The organism is Candidatus Bealeia paramacronuclearis (assembly GCF_035607555.1).
GTDB lineage: Bacteria > Pseudomonadota > Alphaproteobacteria > UBA9655 > UBA9655 > Bealeia > Bealeia paramacronuclearis.
Window position 1 is genome coordinate 349,735 of record NZ_JAVHWZ010000002.1, and the last position, 21,500, is coordinate 371,234.

General features: G+C 41.8%; 19 protein-coding genes. 15 read left to right on the forward strand and 4 right to left on the reverse strand.

Translation table 11 applies throughout. The features are described from left to right. The first annotated feature begins 138 nt into the window (after nucleotides 1–138). The 4 genes from Bealeia2_RS06685 (at nucleotide 139) to Bealeia2_RS06700 (ending at nucleotide 4,267) form a co-directional block, all read left to right on the forward strand. The gene (locus Bealeia2_RS06685; RefSeq protein WP_331255750.1) at nucleotides 139–459 is read left to right on the forward strand and encodes a transposase; all 321 of its coding nucleotides are present in this window, start codon (nucleotides 139–141) and stop codon (nucleotides 457–459) included. A 202-nt stretch (nucleotides 460–661) separates the two neighbouring features. Further along, entirely contained in the window at nucleotides 662–1,297 is a 636-nt protein-coding gene (locus tag Bealeia2_RS06690; protein ID WP_331256289.1) for a hypothetical protein, read from the forward strand. Nucleotides 1,298–1,311: 14 nt separating this feature from the next. After that, the gene (gene scpA, locus Bealeia2_RS06695; protein WP_331256290.1) at nucleotides 1,312–3,450 is read left to right on the forward strand and encodes a methylmalonyl-CoA mutase; all 2,139 of its coding nucleotides are present in this window, start codon (nucleotides 1,312–1,314) and stop codon (nucleotides 3,448–3,450) included. A gap of 19 nt (nucleotides 3,451–3,469) precedes the next feature. Then, on the forward strand, nucleotides 3,470–4,267 hold the full coding sequence (locus Bealeia2_RS06700) for a substrate-binding periplasmic protein (protein ID WP_331256291.1): 798 nt from the start codon (nucleotides 3,470–3,472) through the stop codon (nucleotides 4,265–4,267). A gap of 21 nt (nucleotides 4,268–4,288) precedes the next feature. Here the strand turns inward: Bealeia2_RS06700 and Bealeia2_RS06705 are convergent, their stop codons facing one another. Beyond that, nucleotides 4,289–5,068 (reverse strand): hypothetical protein, encoded by a 780-nt coding sequence (locus tag Bealeia2_RS06705; RefSeq protein WP_331256292.1) that lies wholly within the window; start codon nucleotides 5,066–5,068, stop codon nucleotides 4,289–4,291. Nucleotides 5,069–5,295: 227 nt separating this feature from the next. Next, nucleotides 5,296–6,960, reverse strand: coding sequence for a methyl-accepting chemotaxis protein (locus tag Bealeia2_RS06710; protein ID WP_331256293.1), 1,665 nt, complete (start codon nucleotides 6,958–6,960; stop codon nucleotides 5,296–5,298). Nucleotides 6,961–7,267: 307 nt separating this feature from the next. Here Bealeia2_RS06710 and Bealeia2_RS06715 point away from each other — a divergent pair, with 307 nt between their 5' ends. Further along, nucleotides 7,268–8,341 (forward strand): hypothetical protein, encoded by a 1,074-nt coding sequence (locus tag Bealeia2_RS06715; RefSeq protein WP_331256294.1) that lies wholly within the window; start codon nucleotides 7,268–7,270, stop codon nucleotides 8,339–8,341. 7 nt (nucleotides 8,342–8,348) lie between these two features. On the opposite strand, the gene Bealeia2_RS06720 is transcribed toward Bealeia2_RS06715, so the two are convergent. Next, nucleotides 8,349–9,197, reverse strand: a complete 849-nt coding sequence (locus Bealeia2_RS06720) for an SDR family oxidoreductase (protein WP_331256295.1) — start codon at nucleotides 9,195–9,197, stop codon at nucleotides 8,349–8,351. After that, the gene (locus tag Bealeia2_RS06725) at nucleotides 9,197–9,865 is read right to left on the reverse strand and encodes a glutathione S-transferase family protein (protein ID WP_331256296.1); all 669 of its coding nucleotides are present in this window, start codon (nucleotides 9,863–9,865) and stop codon (nucleotides 9,197–9,199) included. Before Bealeia2_RS06725 ends, Bealeia2_RS06720 begins: the two co-directional genes overlap by 1 nt. Before the next feature lie 75 nt (nucleotides 9,866–9,940). Here Bealeia2_RS06725 and Bealeia2_RS06730 point away from each other — a divergent pair, with 75 nt between their 5' ends. The 10 genes from Bealeia2_RS06730 to pgmG all read left to right on the forward strand — a co-directional run bounded on the left by Bealeia2_RS06730 (nucleotide 9,941) and on the right by pgmG (nucleotide 21,175). After that, entirely contained in the window at nucleotides 9,941–10,747 is an 807-nt protein-coding gene (locus tag Bealeia2_RS06730; RefSeq protein WP_331256297.1) for an undecaprenyl-diphosphate phosphatase, read from the forward strand. Nucleotides 10,748–10,962: 215 nt separating this feature from the next. Continuing rightward, nucleotides 10,963–11,796, forward strand: a complete 834-nt coding sequence (locus Bealeia2_RS06735) for a universal stress protein (RefSeq protein ID WP_331256298.1) — start codon at nucleotides 10,963–10,965, stop codon at nucleotides 11,794–11,796. Between the two features lie 9 nt (nucleotides 11,797–11,805). Continuing rightward, nucleotides 11,806–13,512, forward strand: coding sequence for an adenine deaminase (gene ade / locus Bealeia2_RS06740; RefSeq protein WP_331256299.1), 1,707 nt, complete (start codon nucleotides 11,806–11,808; stop codon nucleotides 13,510–13,512). 229 nt (nucleotides 13,513–13,741) lie between these two features. After that, a complete protein-coding gene (locus Bealeia2_RS06745; RefSeq protein WP_331256300.1) occupies nucleotides 13,742–15,022 on the forward strand; it encodes a DUF2336 domain-containing protein in 1,281 nt (426 codons plus the stop codon). A gap of 95 nt (nucleotides 15,023–15,117) precedes the next feature. Then, nucleotides 15,118–16,089: an IS701 family transposase gene (locus tag Bealeia2_RS06750; RefSeq protein ID WP_422388038.1), complete on the forward strand. Its 972-nt coding sequence runs from the start codon at nucleotides 15,118–15,120 to the stop codon at nucleotides 16,087–16,089. A gap of 156 nt (nucleotides 16,090–16,245) precedes the next feature. Next, nucleotides 16,246–17,073 (forward strand): division plane positioning ATPase MipZ, encoded by an 828-nt coding sequence (locus tag Bealeia2_RS06755; RefSeq protein ID WP_331256301.1) that lies wholly within the window; start codon nucleotides 16,246–16,248, stop codon nucleotides 17,071–17,073. Beyond that, nucleotides 17,073–17,519 carry a DnaJ domain-containing protein gene (locus Bealeia2_RS06760; protein WP_331256302.1) on the forward strand — a complete coding sequence of 149 codons (447 nt, stop codon included), beginning with the start codon at nucleotides 17,073–17,075 and terminating at the stop codon, nucleotides 17,517–17,519. Before Bealeia2_RS06755 ends, Bealeia2_RS06760 begins: the two co-directional genes overlap by 1 nt. Before the next feature lie 70 nt (nucleotides 17,520–17,589). Then, a complete protein-coding gene (gene galU, locus Bealeia2_RS06765; protein WP_331256303.1) occupies nucleotides 17,590–18,474 on the forward strand; it encodes a UTP--glucose-1-phosphate uridylyltransferase GalU in 885 nt (294 codons plus the stop codon). After that, nucleotides 18,471–19,814: a UDP-glucose dehydrogenase family protein gene (locus tag Bealeia2_RS06770; RefSeq protein WP_331256304.1), complete on the forward strand. Its 1,344-nt coding sequence runs from the start codon at nucleotides 18,471–18,473 to the stop codon at nucleotides 19,812–19,814. The genes galU and Bealeia2_RS06770 overlap by 4 nt, the downstream gene beginning before the upstream one ends. Further along, nucleotides 19,814–21,175, forward strand: a complete 1,362-nt coding sequence (gene pgmG, locus Bealeia2_RS06775; protein WP_331256305.1) for a phosphoglucomutase/phosphomannomutase PgmG — start codon at nucleotides 19,814–19,816, stop codon at nucleotides 21,173–21,175. The genes Bealeia2_RS06770 and pgmG overlap by 1 nt, the downstream gene beginning before the upstream one ends. The last annotated feature ends 325 nt before the right edge of the window (nucleotides 21,176–21,500 follow it).

Here is a 21,500-nt window from a genome sequence, read left to right on the forward strand (position 1 = left end):
TTTCATATTGCAAGCTTTCGATCCGTTGATCCTCATTTCTTGCAATTATACTATCAAATTTTCAGCATAAAATTAATTTGATTCAACGTGTTAGGCAATATTTTAGGGGCGACAAATTAACCGGCGGAAACGTTCACAATGTCACCTGTTGCGGGCGGATTTTTTGAAGATATCATCGGCTGTTACGTGCTGGGAGATGCGGGTTACGATTCAGATCGATATCGCCGAGACCTCATGTCGAACAACAATATCGCCGTGATTCCGGGACGAAAAAATCGCAAAATTCCAATTGATTACGACAAAAAGATCTACAAGCTTCGCAGCCGCATCGAGATGTTTTTTGGAAAAATCAAAGAAAACAGAAGGCTTGGCATGAGATATGACAAACTGGATAGCTCTTTTCTCGGCTTCATTACCCTGGCTTCACTCAACATCTTCCTGAAATCAACAATTAGCTAACAGTGTCTAATTCAATGAATTCGCAATTATGAAAAATTTCTCTATGTAATCTGTTTTATGGCCGGATTAATATATTCACTCTCATATTCTCGAGGCCTCTTGAGTCTCATTCTATATGCACTCCTACATTAAAAAAGAAACATTTGAATAACTCCTCTTTTTCAATTAAAAGATTTAAAAATTTTCAAGTGATGAGTTATTTATGTTTCAGAAAAAATTATCTTCACTGACCTTGGCCTTTCTTTTTAGTATGACTTTGCAACCCTTAAGTGCATCAGAAAAAGAAATAACTGCCGATGAAAAACCGTCTTGGTGGGACGAAGGGTGGGCCCTCACATTTTATTCCGGACCATTCTCGTCTCAAACAACCAGTAAGATCTTTTTCGATTTTAATGCACAATTTGAGAAATCCGCCATTTTGGCTTTGGCTGTCTCTAAAAAGCTAGGAACTGTTTTTGAGAATCGTCTTCAATTTGAGCTTGAGGCAGGGATTGTCAAACACGTGGGACACCAGCACCATTGGGAACTTGATACCCCCGTGATTGTGGCACGTTGGATGAAATTCCCTTGGAACGAAACCCTAAGAACAACGTTTGCAATTGGAGATGGTATTAGTTTTGCATCCCGTAAACCTTTCCATGAAGTTGAACGACGGGGGGACAAATTGTCCGCCAAGACACTGAATTATCTCATGGCTGAATTAACTTTTGGTCACAAGTCCTTGCCAAATTGGGACTTTGTGCTACGCTACCACCATCGCTCGGGCGTTTTTGGTCTTTTTGATGGCGTTCATGATGCTTCAAACGTTTTTGCAGGGGGCATCAAATATAAATTTTAACACATGGGATTCAGGTGAATTATAACGACTGGGAAAAACTAGCACAAAAAGAATTAGGGGAAATCCCTCTTGAAAACCTTATTTGGAAAACACCAGAGGAAATTGACGTCAAACCGCTATATACGGAAAAAGATTTACATGACCTTCAGGGGCACATAACAGCACCCGGACTCTTTCCTTATTTAAGGGGGCCAAAAGCCACAATGTATGCCAATCGTCCCTGGACGATTCGCCAATATGCGGGTTTTTCTACGGCCGAAAAATCCAATGCATTTTACAAGGAAAATCTGAGGCAAGGCCAACGCGGTCTTTCCATTGCTTTTGATCTTCCTACTCACCGTGGCTATGATTCAGATCACCCCCGTGTAACAGGAGACGTTGGAAAAGCTGGCGTTGCAATTGATTCCGTTGAAGATATGAAAATCCTTTTTGAGGGAATACCACTTGATCAAATGAGCGTTTCTATGACGATGAATGGCGCCGTTGTTCCTATTATGGCGGCGTTTATTGTGGCTGCAGAAGAACAAGGTGTGCCTCCTGAAAGCCTCTCAGGTACGATTCAAAATGATATCTTAAAAGAGTTCATGGTCAGAAATACCTACATTTACCCCCCTGCCCCCAGCATGCGAATTGTTGCGGATATTATCGATTACACATCCCGTAAAATGCCCAAGTTTAATTCGATTTCAATTTCGGGATATCATATGCATGAGGCGGGTGCCACGGCGGTTCAAGAACTGGCATTCACTCTTGCAGATGGGCTTGAATATGTGCGAGCTGCTTTAAAACACGGTTTGGATATTGATAGCTTCGCCCCTCGCCTTTCCTTCTTTTTTGGCATCGGCATGAACTTCTTTATGGAGATTGCAAAGCTAAGGGCAGCACGCTTGTTGTGGGCGGAATTAATGCAAGAATTTAATCCCAAAAATCCACAAAGCTCTATGTTAAGAACCCATTGCCAAACCTCAGGGGTCAGCCTTCAAGCTCAAGATCCTCTCAATAATGTCATCCGAACAACACTTGAAGCTTTGGCGGCAGTTCTGGGTGGAACCCAATCCCTTCATACCAATTCGTATGATGAAGCGGTCGCTTTGCCTACACCTAAATCCGCACGGGTCGCCAGAAACACCCAACTCATTTTGGCCGAAGAATCAGGTGTCTCTCATGTCATTGATCCGTTGGGTGGCAGTTACTATGTGGAAAGTCTGACCCAAAGTCTTGTGGATGAAGCCCGCAAGCTCCTCCAAGAAATGGAAGATTTGGGAGGCATGACGAAGGCGGTAGAGTCAGGAATCCCCAAACTCAAAATTGAAGAAGCCTCGGCAAAACGCCAAGCTCGTGTAGATTTAGGTGAAGACGTCATTGTGGGGGTGAATAAATACCAATCTCCTCACGAAGATAATCTTGAAATCTTAGATATTGATGCCACCCAAGTGAGAGACGCTCAAATTGAACGCCTTCGAAAAATCAAAAGCACTCGTGATTCAAAAGCCGTTGAGGCAAGTTTAAAGCAACTTCGAAAAACAGCCCGAGATCCTTCTCAAAACATTTTGGAAAGCGCCATTGAGGCTATGCGTCTGCGGGCTACCGTGGGAGAAGTCTCCGCCGCTCTTGAAGATGTGTATGGTCGCTTTCAGCCCAAAACTCATGCGATTCATGGCGTTTACGGATCCCAATATCAGAAAAGTGAAACAATGCATCAGGAGTTTAAAGATTTTCAAAAACGTGTGGATACGCTCTCCCAAAAAATGGGGAGACGTCCCCGCATGCTCACAACCAAATTGGGGCAAGACGGACATGACCGTGGTGTTAAAATCATAGCAACAGCTTTTGCGGATTTAGGATTTGACATTGATGTTGGTCCCCTTTTCCAAACACCAGAAGAAGCCGCAAAACAAGCCATTGAAAATGATGTTCATGTGATTGGCGTCTCCAGTCAAGCTGCCGGACATCGCGTTTTGGTCCCTCAATTAATCGAGGCCTTAAAAGCCCAAAATGCAGAGGATATCATGGTTGTTTGTGGGGGGGTGATTCCTCCTCAAGATTATGATATGTTATATCAATTTGGGGTCGCCGAAATATTCGGGCCAGGCACAAATATCCTGGTGGCAGCAGGTAAAATACTTAAAAAATTAGAAAAAAAGTATTCATAACCAGGGAATCAAGAAAAGTATGAAAAAAACATTTATCTTCATCAACACTATCTTTTTGAGCGTAAGCTCACTTTCTGCAGCTGAGACTTCGCAAAAAATTGCACTTAAAGCCTGCACCGTGATGTGGCCCCCATTTATTACAAAAAAAGAGGGAACTCAAGACATTGAGGGGCCTGATACAGAAATCCTCAAACTCATTGCTTCGCGTCAAAATTATGAGATTTCTATACAAGAAGTCCCTTGGAAACGTTGCTTGAATATGGCACAAACAGGAGATGTGGACATCGTCTTTTCGGCTTCCGACAAAGCTGAACGCCGAGAGTTTTTGCTTTATCCCAAAACTCAACTTCATACAACGCGCTATGTTTTTGCTGTTAAACCCGATACAAAAACGGATTGGGCCACGAGCAAGGATCCAAAATCTTTACCCCAGCCGGTAGGATCTGTTTTAGGGTATTCCGTCACAGATGAGCTTAAAGGAAAGCAAGTCAAAGTTGATGATGGTGCCACAACGGACCCTCAAAATGTGGATAAATTTTTTAGCGGTCGTATTAATTCCTTTGTCATTGAAGAGTCCGTCCTCAATGCCCTTCTTGCAGGGAAGTACGCTGAAGATAAAAAATCCAAGGGTATCGAAATCCTCAAGCCGCCTTATGAGGACTCCAAAAACTATTACATTACCATTTCCAAAACTGCCGGGAAAAGCCCTGAAGCTGCCCAAACTATTTTAAAGAATTTTGAAGGCGAACTAGAAAAAATGTCCGCCTCTGGTGAAATCAAGAAAATTTACGAGGGTGCTTTTAAAAAGGTAGAATAGACTTGAGGTCAATGATTAACCTCAGTCAATTCCATAAATATCTTTCAGCAAAGCTGTTACACGAGATCTACCTGTTTTTGTGTCGGTGTTAAAGTGTGCCTCAGGATGATTTTTTAATTTTTGAAGAAAATGATTTTGAGTCATTTGTTTTTGAATATCTTTTTCCATTTTTTCTTTCCGTCGCTCAAGAACGCCAATTGCATTTTTGAGATCGTTCTCCATATCATTAAATTTCCGAGATTCTTCATCGTATTTTTTATAAAACTCTGTCATCGTGCTCACGTTTGGATAACGTGACATAATTATCACAACTTTTTCATCGTCATGTTGCATATAAGCACTTTTTGCATTTTTATAGTCATCCTCTAATGCCGTTTTTTCAGATTGAATTCCCACAATCTGATCATTTGCATTTTTGAGTAGTTCTGAGATTTTTGCATAAGAAAATAATTGCTGCCAATTTCCCTTAAGATTCAGATTATGAAAAACTTTATACGTGAGTTGTGTACTAAAGTGAGCGGCAATCTCCCCCTTTATTTTTCCAAAGATCTCATTAAAAGGATTGATATCCCCTTCTTTGTAAGCGTCGTCTTCCTGTTTTTCGCCTTGATGAGAGGTGACGGCAGTTACCTCTTCTTTCTCAGAAGAAGTTACTTTCCATACCTTTTGTTTTTTTGAAGCTGTTTTCTCTTCCGGCTTAACATCTTCAAATTTCATTTTTATATGTTTTGAAGAACTTTGGCAGCTTTCCGAGATAAAGCCACAAGACAAAACCCCTAAAAGAAATAATTTTTTCATCATCAATTCTTCCCTTTTAATTTAATTTTAAACATTATGTTTCTAAATCGTTAATGCAAAGTTAACATGATTTTTTCTTGAAACATCGTAAAAAATCTTACTCTACAAAAGATTAACTTATCAAGGACTTGCTCGTGTTTTTTTGCAGTAGGCTTTGAAAATAATTTTTCAGCATGTGCGAAGACATGGCACTCCACAAACGAATAGATTATTCCTCGCAGCAAAAATCATTAAGCCGCAATATTGGATCTAGCCTCCTGTGAGATTTCAAAATTTGGTTTATCTTCTCCATGCGTCTCATTTATTACTTTCCGTGCATGTGTTTGCATTTCACGCATTTCATTTATAATTTGAGATGTTGAGTCCATAACTGATGAAGACAACGATTTGGCTTCCTGAGCCTCTGCGCTCATAATACCGATACCATTTGCAACTTCTCGCGTCCGAGAGGCAGCTTGCTGTGTGCGTTTGTCAATTTCAGAGGTCGCAATTCCCTGCTCCTCAACAGCTGCAGCAATTGAGGACGAAGCATTATCAATATCTTGAATGGTTTTAATGATTTCTGAAATTGCAGAGACCGCATCTTGAGTTATGAGTTGAATGGATTGAATATGCCCTGTGATTTCTTCTGTAGCTTGGCTAGTTTGGTTTGCTAAATTTTTAACTTCCGCAGCCACAACTGCAAATCCCTTACCAGCATCACCCGCGCGTGCCGCTTCAATGGTGGCGTTTAAAGCTAAAAGGTTTGTTCGACCTGCAATATCAGAAATGAGGCTGATTACCTCTCCAATATGATTTGAAGACTCAGCAAGCTCTTGTATAGTTGTATTTGTACGTTCAGTAATCACTACGGCTGATTGAACAACACGACTAGACTCTGCAACGCGAGAGCTAATCTCAAGAATTGCACTTGAGAGTTGTTTGGTTGCAGCAGCAACGCTTTCAACATCTTGATTCGTTTCCTCTGTGATAAGATTGGCTTCCTCAGATTGCGAACTGACTCTATCCGATGAAATTGTCATAGCCTTTGTAGTTCTTAAAACATTGTCTGAATTTTTCAATACTCTTTCAAGTACAGATTGAATTTTTTCAGCTTCTTGCTCGCGCTGTTTGTTCATGCATTGCACTTCCACTGCATTTTCTTTAAAAATTTGAAGAGCACGTGACATATCACCAATTTCATCCAAACGGTCAGTACCCTCTATTGATATATTATATTTTCCTCCTGAAATGAGGTTCATATAATCAACAATTTTTGAAATTGGTTTTTTAATGCGATAGATGATGAAGAATGCAAAAATTGAAATTGTGCAAATCAAAATTGAAAAGACAACCATAGATATGGTGTCTGAAATTGATGTCCCCGAATCATAATCACTCTTCATAACGTTGGCATAAGATTGAATCATATTACCTTGTTTTTCCATTATTTCTTCAAGTTCTTTATAGGATTTCTCAAAAACACCATAAGAGTTGGTATCAAATGATCCATTTTTAACAGACGCAATAATATCAACTGCAAATTTTGTATACTTTTCAACAGTTAAAATTGTCTTTTTAACTGTTTGGGTAATTTCGGGTGATGGGTTTTCAGTAACAATGTCTTTAAGGTTTTTCAAAAATATCTCAGCTTGAGTTGATGCGTCTTTAGCGGCGTCTTGTAAGGCTTTTTCGTCATTTAAAAATTTTGAGTGTATAGCCAGAAGAACGTATCCCCGAATTGCATCATGGGCCTGATCACTTATCATACTTTTTCTCAAAACACTGGAAGCTGTTAATATATCCTGAACGTTATGATCATTATATTTATCCATAGTTGCGTTGCCAAAAAAATTTGCAATCTCAAGGCAAACCGAAAATACAACTAGTGCTGTTAATTTTGTAAATAGTTTCATTTTTTAATTTCTCCAGATTTATAAATTTTTCCAATTCTAAATCTACAATAGTTAACGAAATATTAACAAAGATAAGCTTTCTTTTAAAACAACATGTCACGTTTTCTTCGTTTATTGATTTCAAATTAATGGTAATTATCGACCCTCTGTTTTTAACAAAAAATGAAAAATAGAGAGAATTTTAATAAATATTTACGTACTTACTATGACTTATTTGCGTTATCTGACATGAGTTAATTGTGTTTTTCAGATTTGCCTCTCCTGAGTATATGCCAATCATCTATTTCTATATTTTTTTTTGGAGTAAATGATGTTGGTTCGATCTTTAGTATTTTTTGTCACTTTAAGTTTTTTTTGTAAAAGTGACCTGTTTTCTGTAAAAGAAAAAAACTTAACAAGTTTATCACCCACAAAGCGCAAAGTTGATTGTGCGCCCGATACATGTAACTCCCCGAAGAAGAACAAAATTAATGGACCAGATAAGGAAAATGAAAACCCAAATTCAAATTTAACACCCTCTCCAGAAAAAAAACTGATACGTGAAAATACAGTTTTATTAGACACATCATTATTTGGTGTTCAAAGTTACACAACAATAGAGAAATCTTCAGAAGAAAAAGAAAAACATCTTTGGGATGATATCAGGCAGGATATCGTAAAACTCTCTCGAGGCAAAAAGCTAGACACGCGCACACTGTCAGATTGTGTACGAGAAATTTATACAAAACATGACTTTAGTGATTTTTTTACAGAAATAAAATTTCAAGAAAAGACTGTCTTTCAATCAGATGAGCTCTTTTCTCACGACGCATTAGTCTTGAATAAAGAAGGGAAATGGGAAACCAACCGTGATCGTATGGAACGGGGTGAATGCCCTATTGGATACGCAGGCGTACCCAAAAAAGTTGATGAGTTGGAACTTAAAAAGGCTCTTAAAACGCAAAAACGATATCGCATTGAATTACAACATGTAACTCAAAAAGATACAGGAACAGACGAGGATCCAATCTGTGAGATGACGCACGCGGCACACATGGGCAAAAATGCTCGCATTATCGTGCGCGCTAAAACGTTAACAGGTGAGATTATTGTTTTACATTCAAGCCTTGAAAAAGAGGAAGCTGAAAAACTCCTTGATCCGCAAGATAAAAAACAAGTTATTTACACAAATATATTGCATTTTAGAACTGGCCCCTCCCTGATAAATCGTGAAGATTTTAAGACGTTTAGAGAAGGTTATTGGAAATTTCGTATCGCTGAGCTTTTAAAAGGCAAACTTGAAGAGGGCAAACTTGAAGAGGACGTTCAATCCCCGATCAAAACCAAAGTTACACTTATTAAACCTGAGCACATCAAAAAACTTGTTGAAAAAACGAATTGAAGGAAAATTAAAGGATCTCAAAAATGTTTTTCAATCCTTCCCGATAGGTTGGAAAAGTCAGATGAAAGTTTAAGAGGTCTTTGATTTTCTGATTCGAAATGCGTTTTGAATCCTGATAAAAAGATTTTAACATCGGGCTCATCACCGCATCCTCATAAGCAATTAAAGGGGGCGTCGTTATTCCCAAAAGTTGAGCCGCATAGTCCATAACTTCCCAAGGTGAGGCTGGCAGATCGTCACCTAAATTATAAATCTCTCCCGGCGTGGGGTTTTGAATGGAGGCTTCAAGAGCACACACAATATCCTCCACATGGATACGGGAAAACACAATCCCTTTCTTATAAATACGCTGAGCCGTACCATTTTGGAGCGCTGAAAAATAGTTTCGCCCAGGGCCATAAATTCCGGAAAGTCGAAATATATGGACGGGTAGATTTTGCTTTTTAAAAAGCGTGAGCCATTTTTTTTCATCCGCAAGCCTGAGAATTCCGGATTCTGATGTGGGAGTGCAGTGGGAAGTCTCATTCACCCAAGCTCCCTGATGATCTCCATAAACGCCGGTTGATGAGAGTATTCCCAACCATTTGAGATAAGGAAATTCACCTCCTTCAAAAAGGGCTGCCAAAGACTTTAAAGAGGGGGGAATAGAAACAAGAATGTGGGTTGCGTTTTTTAAAGGAGTTTGAATATTGGTGCGATCGGAAAGACCTCGGAATTGGAGAAGGTTTTCTCTTGGTTTATCATGAGGGACTATGGGCTCACTCCGAGACGTCCCCGAAACTTCCAAACCTTGCGCTAAAAGTCTCTTTCCCAAAAGTTGCGATGTATAGCCATACCCAAGCGCCAAAAACTGCATTAAAAATCCAAATCCATATAATGGGCCGCAGGCGTAATTCCAGGAACTGTATCTTGCAAAATAGCTCTAAAACTAGGGCGTGACTTCATACGGGTATACCATTCTTTCGCTTCAGGATGTTTGTCCCAAGGAACATTATCCAAATAATCAATACAGGACAGATGCGCGGCGGCCGTAATATCCGCCAACGAAAAATGATGCCCAGAAAGCCAATTTCTCTGATCCACAAGCCATCCAATATAGGCCAAATGATCATGAATGTTGGTTTGCCCCGCGCGAATGACCCCAGAATCAGGTCCCCCCAATCCCATTTTGCGCTTCATCGTTTTTTCAAAAACGAGGTTATGTGTGACTTCCATATTAAACTTTTCATCAAACCACGCAACCAAACGTCGCGTTTCGGCACGCTGAGTTGATGTGTCGCCCAAAAGTGGAGGATCGTAATAAATTTCCTCTAAATATTCCGCAATGGGATAGCCATTGGCGATGACTTTACCATCATCCTCAACAAAAACGGGGGTGAGTCCCTCAGGATTCATAGATACAAATTGGGGACGATGCTCCCAAATACGTTCGACCACGGGTTGAAACTCAAGCTTCTTCTCATGCAGCATGAGGCGAATCTTACGAGAAAAGGGGCAAAGCCAGTAATGATAAAGCGTCCGCATAATTCTCCTTGCGGGTTGGATAATTTAAAACCAAATGATATAAACCATTCATCAATTGTAACACAGGAGTTGTCCGTGCCTCTAGAGCAAATTATCACTTTGGCCATTGTTCAAGGCCTCACAGAATTTTTACCTGTGAGTTCCTCAGGGCATCTCGCATTAACCCCTGTTCTTTTTGGATGGAAAGATCAAGGACTTATGATGGATGTGGCCGCCCATATGGGAACATTGGGATCCGTTCTTGTCTATTTCTGGCGTGATGTTTTATCTCTGATTCAAGCCCCGTTTGATCTTTTAAAAGGGAAACAAACGCAAAATACCCGTCTTCTTTTTAATTTGATTGTGGCCACCATCCCTGTTGTGATTGCAGGCTTCCTTTTTGATAAATTATTAGGGGACAGCCTTCGCAGTGTGGAAGTCATTGCCTGGGCCGGAATTCTCTTTGGTCTTGTGATGTATACGGCAGATCACTCGGGAAAGCTTCTTAAAACAGAAGGACACATCGGAATTCCCCAAGCCTTCATTTTTGGACTTGCACAATGTTTGGCGCTTATCAACGGGACCAGTCGATCGGGAATTACTATGACCGCAGGGCGATTCATGAATTTCAAACGCGTCGATGCAGCCCGCTTTGCTTTTCTTATGTCCATTCCTGCAATTGGTGCCGCAGGCGTTCTCAAAGGCATTCATCTGATTAAAGAGGGTGATACGGCCCTTTTTGCTGATGCCGCTTTGATGGCGTCTTTTTCATTTTTGTCTGGACTGGCCGCCATCGTTTTTATGATGAATTGGCTTAAAAAATCCACTCTTACCCCCTTTGTGATCTATCGCCTGATTTTAGGCGTAGGTCTTTTAGGAGCGGTTTATGGTGGATATTTTTAAAGGGGAAAAATTTTCCTCAAGAAGATATTGAGATTTAGTTAATAAAATCAGTTAGATATGTTGACATGAACTTGTTTCAGGATCTTTCTCAAGTGAACACAACGCAAAAATTATCTTTTTGGCATACTCCGGATAAATTAACGCCTTTTCCTTTCCCAAAATTTCTAAAAGTGTTAACATTTAATTAAGAAATAAAAAACAGAGGAGAAATTATCATGATTCGCAGCATTTTATTGGCTCTGGATGAATCAACCGCCAGTGCATCGGCCCAAAAACTCGCCATTGGCATGGCCAAAAAACTCAATGCACACATTGCAGGAATTGGTGTGTTGGATGAGCCTTGGATCACAGCCCCAGAAGCTGTTCCTTTGGGTGCTGCCGCTTTTAAAGTTGAGCTTGATACCCAACTTTTAGATGATGCCAAACGTCGCGTTCACTCTCTTGAGGCCGGATTTAAAAAAGCGGCCGAAGAAGCTCAATGCAATTATCATATCATTGACGCCGAAGGATTCCCCGCAGAAGAAATTGAAAAAGCCATTGTCTCTCATGATATCTTAATCTTAGGACGAGATGCCAATTTCCACTTCTTCCCCTTGCGCGGCATGGCGGTTTCTGTCGAACAACTTTTGAAAGACAGCCCTCTCCCTATTATTTTAACTCCTCCTGAGGAGTCTTTCGGCAAAGACATCATTTTCGCCTATGACGGAAGTTTAGCCGCGGCCCGTGCAATTCACATGGCACTTCTTCTCGAAATCCATAAAGATAAAGACGTTCATATTCTCTCCATTAATCACAATGGCAAAGATGCGGAAAGGCAGGCTCAAAAAATTCACAAACTTTGTGAACGTCACGGCGTTGCTGCAAAAGTTCACGGTATCGAAAGCAAAGAAAAGCCCTGGAATATTATGTCGACCCTTGTAGAAGAACTTAATATCGGAATGATTGTCTTGGGAGCCTATGGGCACAGTGGAATCGCTTCATTTTTCACAGGATCTACAATGAAGGGGCTTATTCAAAAAGCTAAAGTACCCTTGTTTTTGTATCATTGATGGTGAAAAATGATCACAAAACAAAAACTAAAATCACAAATTGACAGTGCACTAGGTCGCCAAAAGTGCGACCTGGTGATTAAAAACTGCTCCCTTGTGAATGTTATTACGGGAGAGATCACACCTTCAGACGTTGCCGTTTGTGATGAGAAAATCGTAGGTATTTACGAAAATTATGAGGGCCATCTTGAAATTGATGGGACGGGTCTTTATGCGGTTCCAGGTTTCATCGACACACACGTTCATATCGAAAGTTCTCATTTAACACCTTATGAATTCAGCAGATGTGTCCTTCCTCACGGCACTACAACGGCTATTTGTGACCCCCATGAAATTACCAATGTTTTGGGCAAGTCTGGCCTTGAGTATTTTCTTGAAGCCTCCTCAAAAGTGGCGATTGATCTTTTTGTACAGCTCTCCAGTTGTGTTCCAGCAACCTCTCTTGAGACGTCAGGAGCCGATCTTTTAGCCGAGGATTTAGCACGTTACAAAGATCATCCTGCCGTCATTGGTTTGGCTGAAATGATGAATTATCCAGGGCTTCTATCTCATGATGATGTTGTTCTTGATAAACTCTTAGCCTTTTCCGATCGACATATTGACGGGCATTGTCCTCTCGTGCGCGGCAAGAAATTGAACGCCTATATTTCCTGTGGGATCAAGAATTGCCACGAGAGCACCTCTTATGAAGAGGCTTATGAAAAACTCTCCAAAGGGATGCAAGTCCTTATTCGAGAAGGAAGCGCTTCCAAGGATTTAAAAGAACTCTCTCCCCTTCTCACGCCATTTCATTCCCCGTTTTTGGCTCTGTGTTCCGATGATCGCAATCCACTCGATATTTCAGAAGAGGGGCACATCGATTACATGATTCGAAAAGCTATTCAAAATGGAGCGCCCCTTATGTCCGTTTATCGAGCAGCCACTTGGTCTGCCGCGCTTGGTTTTGGTCTGAAAGATCGCGGACTTTTGGCCCCAGGGCATTTGGCAGATATTGTGCTTCTTGAAAATTTAGAAGAGTGTCGCGTTCATACTGTGATCAAAAGAGGTACTCCTTTAAGCCAAATTCAACATGCAGCGGCACCGCTTGCGTTAATTGGTCGCAATTCTATTCAGCGTGCTCCCGTAAAAGCCGAAGATTTTATTATACATTCCCAAAGTCCAGAAGGTCCCGTTATTGGTCTGATTCCCAACAGTCTTCTGACCGATCACCTCATTCTCACCTTACCTTTTGAGAACGGTCAAAAGTTCGGAGATCTTTCCCAAGATATTCTCAAAATTGCTGTTGTTGCCCGTCATGGCACCAACCAAAATATTGGACGTGGATTCGTGAAAGGATTTGGAATTTCCTCAGGCGCTTTGGCTTCCAGTATGGGCCATGATTCTCATAATATTACAGTTGTGGGGACTAATGACGCAGATATGGCCATTGCCGTGAATCGTATTATTGCACTTGAGGGCGGATTTGTAGCCGTTCAAAATGGGCAAGTTCTTTCTGAAATGCCTCTTCCTTTGGCAGGCCTCATGTCATTCGAGCCGCTTGAAGTGGTGAAAGAAAACCTGCGGCATTTACGGAGCACCGTTAAAGAGAAGATGAAATGCCCACTCAATGAGCCATTCCTACAGCTGGCGTTTCTCCCCCTCCCTGTGATTCCTCATTTGAAAATCACGGATTATGGTCTTGTGGATGTAAACCAATTCCAAGTCATTGCAGCGTAAGAGAAAGGGATTTTAATTTCGAATTCCAAACCTGTCAAAATATCAAGTTATGCGATTTTCAGTAAAGTCCCCCCGCTGTCATCCACGCATTCGCGGGGGTAAAAATACTTTTTTTATTATGTTAATAATTTTCTAAAACTGATATTATCTAATTTCATTGCCTATTATTATTGGTTTTTTAACGAAATTATGATAGCCTTTCCTAAATATAACGTGGCGGAGTTGCGTTTTGCGCCAAAATCCCACCCTTCAAAATCAGATTCACTCTTATGAGCGTGCGAAAAAAATTGCGCATTCGGGGACGAGGGAAGAGCGTACAGAAATTGCAGGGCAACTGGAAACACCTCCTGAGATTCTCTATTTTTTAGCCCAAGATCCTGAAACAAGTGTTCGCCTTAATGTGGCCCAGAATTCAGTAACCCCGATCCAGGCGGACGAAATTCTTTCCAAAGACCCTGATACAACTGTTCGAGAAAAAGTCGCTGAAAAACTCTTTAAAGAGACTTCCGATTTAAGTTTTTTGAATGACCCGCGCAAAAAAGAAGCCGCCAATCACATCATCGAAAATTTTGCCCATGATCCGTCTTCAAAAATCAGACGACTTTTAGCGAGGGCTGTGAAAATGCTTTCGGAGTTATCCCATAAACTTGCCCTTCTTTTGGCACAAGATCCGGATGCAGACGTTTCTGTACCCCTCTTAAAATACTCACCTGTTTTAAAAAGTCAGGATTTAAAAAATATGGTACGTCATTCGAAAAATGCACCACACATCACACCTGCAATTGCCCAGCGACATGAGATTGAAGAGATAGTTTGCGATGAAATCGTGCATCAAGAAGATGAGTTGGCGGTGAGTATGCTTCTTTCTAATATCGGTGCAAAACTCAGCCAAGACGCCTATGACGTCATTACCGACAAAGTTCAAACACATCCTGATTGGCAAGAGCCCTTGGCCGCCCGTGGAGGGCTTCCAGAAACCACCATCAAGCGATTAGCTCTTGTGATCTCAGGTACACTTTTAAAAACGCTTGTATCACGCAATCATATTGCGCCTTCTGCCATGAATGATGTGCTGGGTGTAATTAAAGAACGCGTTCTTTCAGGTGAAATTGAAAATGAAATTTTTGATGCCCTCCAGTTAACCCCTCAAGATCCCCTCAGCCCTTATGAGCGTGCCAAATACGATTATTTAGAAGGCAGCTTAACTGAAGAATTTATAGAATCAGCGCTCCTCAAGGGTGAGCAGGCCTACGTCACGGGCGCCATTGCGATTATGGCGCGAGCACCTTATGAGGCCGTTCAAAAAGCCATCACAATGCAGCATGCCAAAGCCTTGATGTCATTCATTTGGCGCGGCGGACTTTCCGCTCGTCTGGGACTTGAGGTTCAAAAACGTATGGCCAAAATGACGGGGCAAAAAGTGCTCTATCCCAGAAATGGCACTGAGTTTCCTTTGACCGAACGAGAAATGTTGTGGCAATTGGAACTCTTCACAGACTTAGCAGGATAGGTCAAGCCGCCTTACTTGTACACGAGTTACGCAGTTTGCAGGAGAAGAGAGAAGAGATAAGGTGAGAGGGAATATTTATTAAATGAGAAGAAATGATGTCTCGACACAAATGCACAAAATCACTTTATCGTTCATTTTTACAAGCCAGCAGTGTGCGCTATTCAGGGTTGGCACTTTCGGAGGTGTCACCGATTCCATTGTCGCATGACAGCGTCAATCGATGGTTGAGTTCTAGTGCATTGCGTCCGAGCGGAGTGTGGAATCTTACTCAATCTCTTATTAACAAGAAAGAACCTTGTTTTTTAGTATGTGACGATACAATTTTGGATAAAAATCGGAGCGAGAAGATAGAGCTTGTGCATTATCAGTATTCTGGGAATGCCCATGATGTTATTGCGGGGATAGGTCTTGTCAATTTGGTATGGCATGGCCTGAGGAGTCATGACTCTATTCCTGTTGATTATCGTATTTATGATAAAGCCAGCGATGGCAAAAGCAAGAATGACCATTTCAGGGAAATGTTAAAGCTGGCTCAAGACAGAGGGATAAATCCGGATGACGTGGTTGCAGACGCTTGGTACTCGAGCTTGAATAATCTGAAGGCCATTGAATCCATAGGCTGGACATGGGTGATGGGGTTGAAGAAAAACAGGAAAGTGAATCGTGGAGAAACTCTTGAAAAGCTGGACATTCCAGATGAAGGACTGAAAGTTCACTTACGCGGATATGGATGGATTACTGTTTTCCGGTTTGTTGCCAAAAACGGTCGCACGGATTATATCGGAACCAATAGGGATAATCCCTCTCGTGATCATATTGAACTGGTCATGAAATCGCGTTGGAAAATCGAAGTTTATCATCGGGAATTAAAGCAAACATGCGGTCTTGAACGCTGTCAGTCTCGCACGGGACGAGCCCAAAGAAATCATATATTTCTTGCCATTTCGGCTTGGATTCAAAGATTTAAAAGACGACTTGCTGGAGGCTTCTCTTTTTATCAGCAGCAGTGGGATGTTATTAAGCATGATATCTCTAGAGAAATAACAAAACTCATGTCTTTCGCTTAGATTCCCACCCTTTTGCTGCAAACTGCGTAACTCGTGTTGTACTCACTTTCATTCTGTAACTTTTATAAACTACTATGCTAAATCCCCTCTGGAGTTCAATTGGCTTTTTGATTATGATGGGACCACTTATTTCTATTGAGAGGAACTTATCGCATCATGTCAGCTTCCACAAAATCGCCTTACATCATTGTTTTAGGAAATGAAAAAGGGGGAACGGGAAAATCCACTTTAAGCATGCACCTTATTATGAGTTTGCTTCATGCCGGATACAAAGTAGGAAGTATAGACGTGGACGCACGGCAAGGTACTTTGACCCGCTATGTGGAAAATCGTCAATCCACACAAAACGCTATGTCTCGACAATTGCCCATGCCAGAGCACAAGTCCATCCACAAAAGTACTAACCCCTCACAACCTGAGGCTGAGACTGAAGATGAAAAGCACGTAATGGAAACCTTTGAAGCCCTTAAAAATAATGACTTCATCGTCGTCGACACGCCTGGTAGCGACATGTATCTCTCACGCCTTGTACACAGCCGCGCCGATACATTAATTACACCACTTAATGATAGTTTTATTGATCTCGACATGCTGGTCCGCCTTAAAGATGGTTCTGTCGAAAGCTCACGGCCCAGCACTTATGCTGAGATGGTCTGGGAGCAAAAAAAGCGTCGCGCTATTGCTGATGGAGGCTCGATTGATTGGATCGTCCTCAGAAATCGATTAAGTAGCATCAAAGCCAAAAACAAAGAACATATGGAAGAAGTTTTAAGTAAACTCTCCAAACGCTTGGGATTCCGTTACTATCCAGGATTTGGGGAGCGCGTGATTTTTCGCGAGCTATTTTTGTCAGGATTGACCCTTCTTGATTTGGAAGCTTTGGGGGAAAATATGAGCATTTCTCACGTAACAGCACGACAAGAGCTTCGCAGTCTTTTAAGCATGATTAATTTACCTGAACTCAAAACCAAAATTGCTGTCTGATGCCTTATTTATTATTGGCGATTTTAGGCGCCATTCTCTTATTTTGGTTGGTTTTGAAATTAAAGGAAGCAGATCGCAAAACCCTTGAGAGTTCCTTTAAATTCACACTAACGCTTTTATTGGTGCTATTCGGAATTTATTGTGTTTTGACTGAACGCATCGGATTTGTGGCGGCTGCGGCGTTAGCCCTCGTTTATCTTTATGCCCCCAAAATCAGTCGATATTTCCGAAAATCTCCAGAAAAATTTCTCCCAAAAGATATGGGCATCGAGGAGGCGGCTCAAATTTTAGGCATCTCACAAGACGCCTCTGAGGCTGAAATCCAAGCGGCTTACCACCGCCTGATTGCCAAAAATCATCCCGATCACGGCGGATCCAAATATATTGCCCAACAGCTCAACCAAGCCCGCGAATTATTAATCGAAAAAATTAAACAAAAAAATTGATATTTGAGACAAATTTTACTAGGTTGACTTCAAAGTTAATTCCGGGCGAATCAATATAGGTCGTAAGAACATGTCCAAACACATTCGAAAAGCCATTTTCCCCGTAGGCGGTTTGGGAACCCGGTTTTTACCGGCAACCAAGGCTATGCCTAAAGAAATGCTTCCTGTCATCGATAAACCGTTAATACAATATGCGGTTGAGGAAGCTTTGGCCTCGGGCATTGAGCAACTTATTTTTGTAACGGGCCGTGGAAAAACAGCCATTGAAGATCATTTTGACCATTCTTATGAGCTTGAAGATACGTTAGAAGAGCGGGGGAAACTTGAGGAGCTGGAAGAAGTGAGGTCCTTCGTTCCAGGTCCTGGGCAAATCAGTTATGTCCGTCAGCAAAAACCATTGGGTTTGGGGCACGCGGTTTGGTGTGCCCGCCATTTGATCGATGAAGGCGAACCATTTGCGGTCATTTTGGCCGATGATCTCATTAAAAGCCAAACACCGTGTTTAAAGCAAATGATTGAGGCTTATCCCCATCAAGGGTCTATGATGGCCGTGATGGAAGTGCCTGAGCAAGACGTCAGCAAATATGGAATCTTTGACGTTTCTAAAACTCAAAATAACTGCATTTTTGGAAAAGGTCTTGTGGAAAAACCCACAATTCTTCAGTCCCCTTCTCGATATGCAGTCATTGGCCGCTATATTCTATCTTATGACGTGATGATGACACTCAATAGCCAAGAACCCGGTAAAGGCGGTGAAATTCAGCTTACAGATGCGATTGCCCGCACAATTCAAGGGGATAACCTCTCAGGTCTTCTTTTTGAAGGCACGCGCTTTGATTGTGGAAGCAAGGAAGGCATGCTAGAAGCCACCCTCGCCTATGCTTTGGACCGAAATGATCTTCGTTATCACACGCAAAGACTCATTAATTTTTACAACAAAAAGGTTGCCGTATGAAAATTGCTATGATTGGAACGGGGTATGTTGGCCTTGTCTCTGGAACATGTTTTGCTGATTTTGGTTTTCACGTCACGTGTTTGGATAAAGATGTGGGCAAAATTGAGGCATTAAAAACAGGCGTAATACCCATTTATGAGCCTGGCCTTGAAAACCTTGTGAAAAAGAATATTGATGCGGGAAATCTTCATTTTACGACGGATCTCAAAAGTGCCCTTCATGAGGCTGAGGCCATTTTTATTGCAGTTGGTACTCCTTCTCGACGGGGCGAGGGGCATGCAGATTTAACTTATGTTTATGAAGCCATCGATGAGATTGCCAAAACCCTTACCAAATCGTGCGTTATCATTACCAAATCCACAGTTCCTGTCGGCACAGGTCGTGAAATTCAAAAACGTCTGAAAGAACTACGTCCTGATCTTGAAATTTCTGTTGCCTCCAATCCTGAATTTTTACGTGAAGGCTCTGCCATTGATGATTTCATGCGCCCGGATCGTATTATAGCCGGTGCGGAAGATGCTAAAGCGCGCGACGTTTTAAGAGCCCTTTATCGTCCCCTCTTCCTTCTGGAAACCCCTCTCCTCTTCACGAATTTTGAGACGGCAGAACTGATTAAGTACGCCGCCAACGGATTTTTGGCCACCAAAATTGCCTTCATTAATGAGATCGCAGATCTCTGTGAAAAAGTGGGTGCCAATGTTCAAGATATCTCCCGAGGGATTGGTCTTGATGTGCGCATCGGGAAGCATTTCTTACATGCAGGTCCTGGCTATGGCGGATCTTGTTTTCCCAAAGATACACTGGCCCTGGTTCAAACGGCTCAATTTCATAATGCCCCCATGACCATTGTTGAATCTGTAGTCAAAGGCAACCAAAACCGCAAAGAACGCATGGTTTCCAAAATTTTAGAAATCTTTAAAGATGACCTTAAAAACAAAAAAATTGCCGTTTTAGGCGTGACTTTCAAACCCAATACGGACGATATGCGGGAAGCTCCCAGTTTGACCATTATTCCAGGGCTTCAAAAAGAAGGAATCTTTATTTCAGCTTTTGATCCCGTGGGGATGACTGAAGCGCAAAAGCAACTTGAAAATGTAGAGTGGTCCGAAACAGTTGAGTCTTGCATTCAAGATGCGGATGCCGTTCTTATTTTAACAGAGTGGAATCAATTCCGAGGCCTCAATTGGGCAAGTCTTTCCAAACGCATGCGTGCGCCGTTGTTAATTGATTTAAGAAACATCTATAAGCCCGAAGAAATCAATGCGCAGGGTCTGAATTATATTTCGGTCGGAAGATCCGATGCCTGGATTTCATCACTTCAATCTGAGGTTGCTGCCTAATGTCACACAAATTTCATCCCATTATTTTAAAAGAATATGATATCCGCGGCATTTATCAGGAAACCCTTACGCATGATGATGCTTATCTTTTGGGTCAAGTTTATAGCCAAATCGTACGCAATGCCGGTGGAAAATCCATCGTCACCTTAAGGGACGGCAGGATAAGCTCACCCGCCCTCGAGGGGGCTTTGGTCGAAGGATTGGCTACAGGAGGCCTTCATGTTTTTAGATTAGGCATCGGCCCCACACCACTCGCTTATTTCGGTGAGCATCATTTGAAAGCCGACGCAGCCATTATGGTCACAGGCTCCCACAATCCCCCCAATCACAATGGATTTAAACTCACGCTCAAGACCGCGCCTTTTTATGGAAAAGACATTCAAGCTTTGACAAATCTCTCGCCTTTCCGGCAATCAGGGGGAAGTTATGAAGACTGCGATATTCAAGAAGCCTATTTAGATCGCATTACACAAGACCTCAATTTTGATCCTCAACTTAAAATCATTTGGGATGCCGGAAATGGTGCCAGTGGCGAGATTCTTGAAAAACTCGTCAAACGATTACCTTGCAAATCCCATACTCTTTTCACCGAGATCAATGGCGAATTCCCCAACCATCACCCAGACCCCAGCGTTGAGAAAAATCTTCTCGATCTCCAAAAAACTGTGGCCGAAAAATCGGCCCACATTGGTATTGCCTTTGATGGAGATGGCGATCGCTTAGGCGCTATTGATAGCCAAGGGCGGATTATTTGGGGTGACCAACTTTTAGCGCTTTTTGCACAAGGCACCCTCAAAACTCATCCCGGCAGCACGATTATTGGCGATGTCAAAGCCAGCCAAGCGGTCTTTGATATGATCAAATCTGCAGGCGGCGTTCCACTCATGTGGAAAACCGGGCATTCCAATATCAAATCCAAAATGAAAGAGATCAACTCTCCTTTGGGCGGTGAGATGAGTGGCCATTTCTTTTTCCGCGATCGTTATTATGGTTTTGATGACGGCATTTATGCGGCCTTAAGACTCATTGACCTTGTGAGCCACTCGGGAACGACTTTGGACACACTTTATGACCAAGTTCCTCAAATGCACGCAACGCCTGAGATACGATTTGAATGTGCCAATGAGCGTAAGTTTTTGGTACCTGAAGAAATTAAAGCCCGTCTCAAGTTATCACAAATTTCCTATTCAGACATCGATGGTATCCGCGTGCAAACACCCCAAGGCTGGTGGCTTTTGAGAGCGTCCAATACACAGGATGTCCTTGTCGCCCGCTGTGAGTCTGCCTCTGAAGATGGCCTTGAAAGTCTTCAAAAACACCTCACCAAAGAGCTTCATTTGTCAAAAGTGATTATAAGGTAAAGATCTTGAATACGAATACGAATACGAATATGAATATGATATTTTTTAAATAAAATCAACGATATGTGATTTTGGGATCAAGGGCATTTCATGAAAAAATTTGTCTCAAGAAAACATTCTAATTTAGATTTTAAATCAAAGAGATATTGTACGGGTTCATATATAGCATTTCTACATTCTACAGTTTAATGATGTTTTGTTAAAAAGGCGACATCAATGGCATTCAGATGTTCAAATCTTCTTTGTTTGAAAGTCCTATATAAATCGTGAGTGAACCTCCACGGGGCAAGCCCCGTGGTATCTCGTTGGCCTAAAGGCCAAGTTC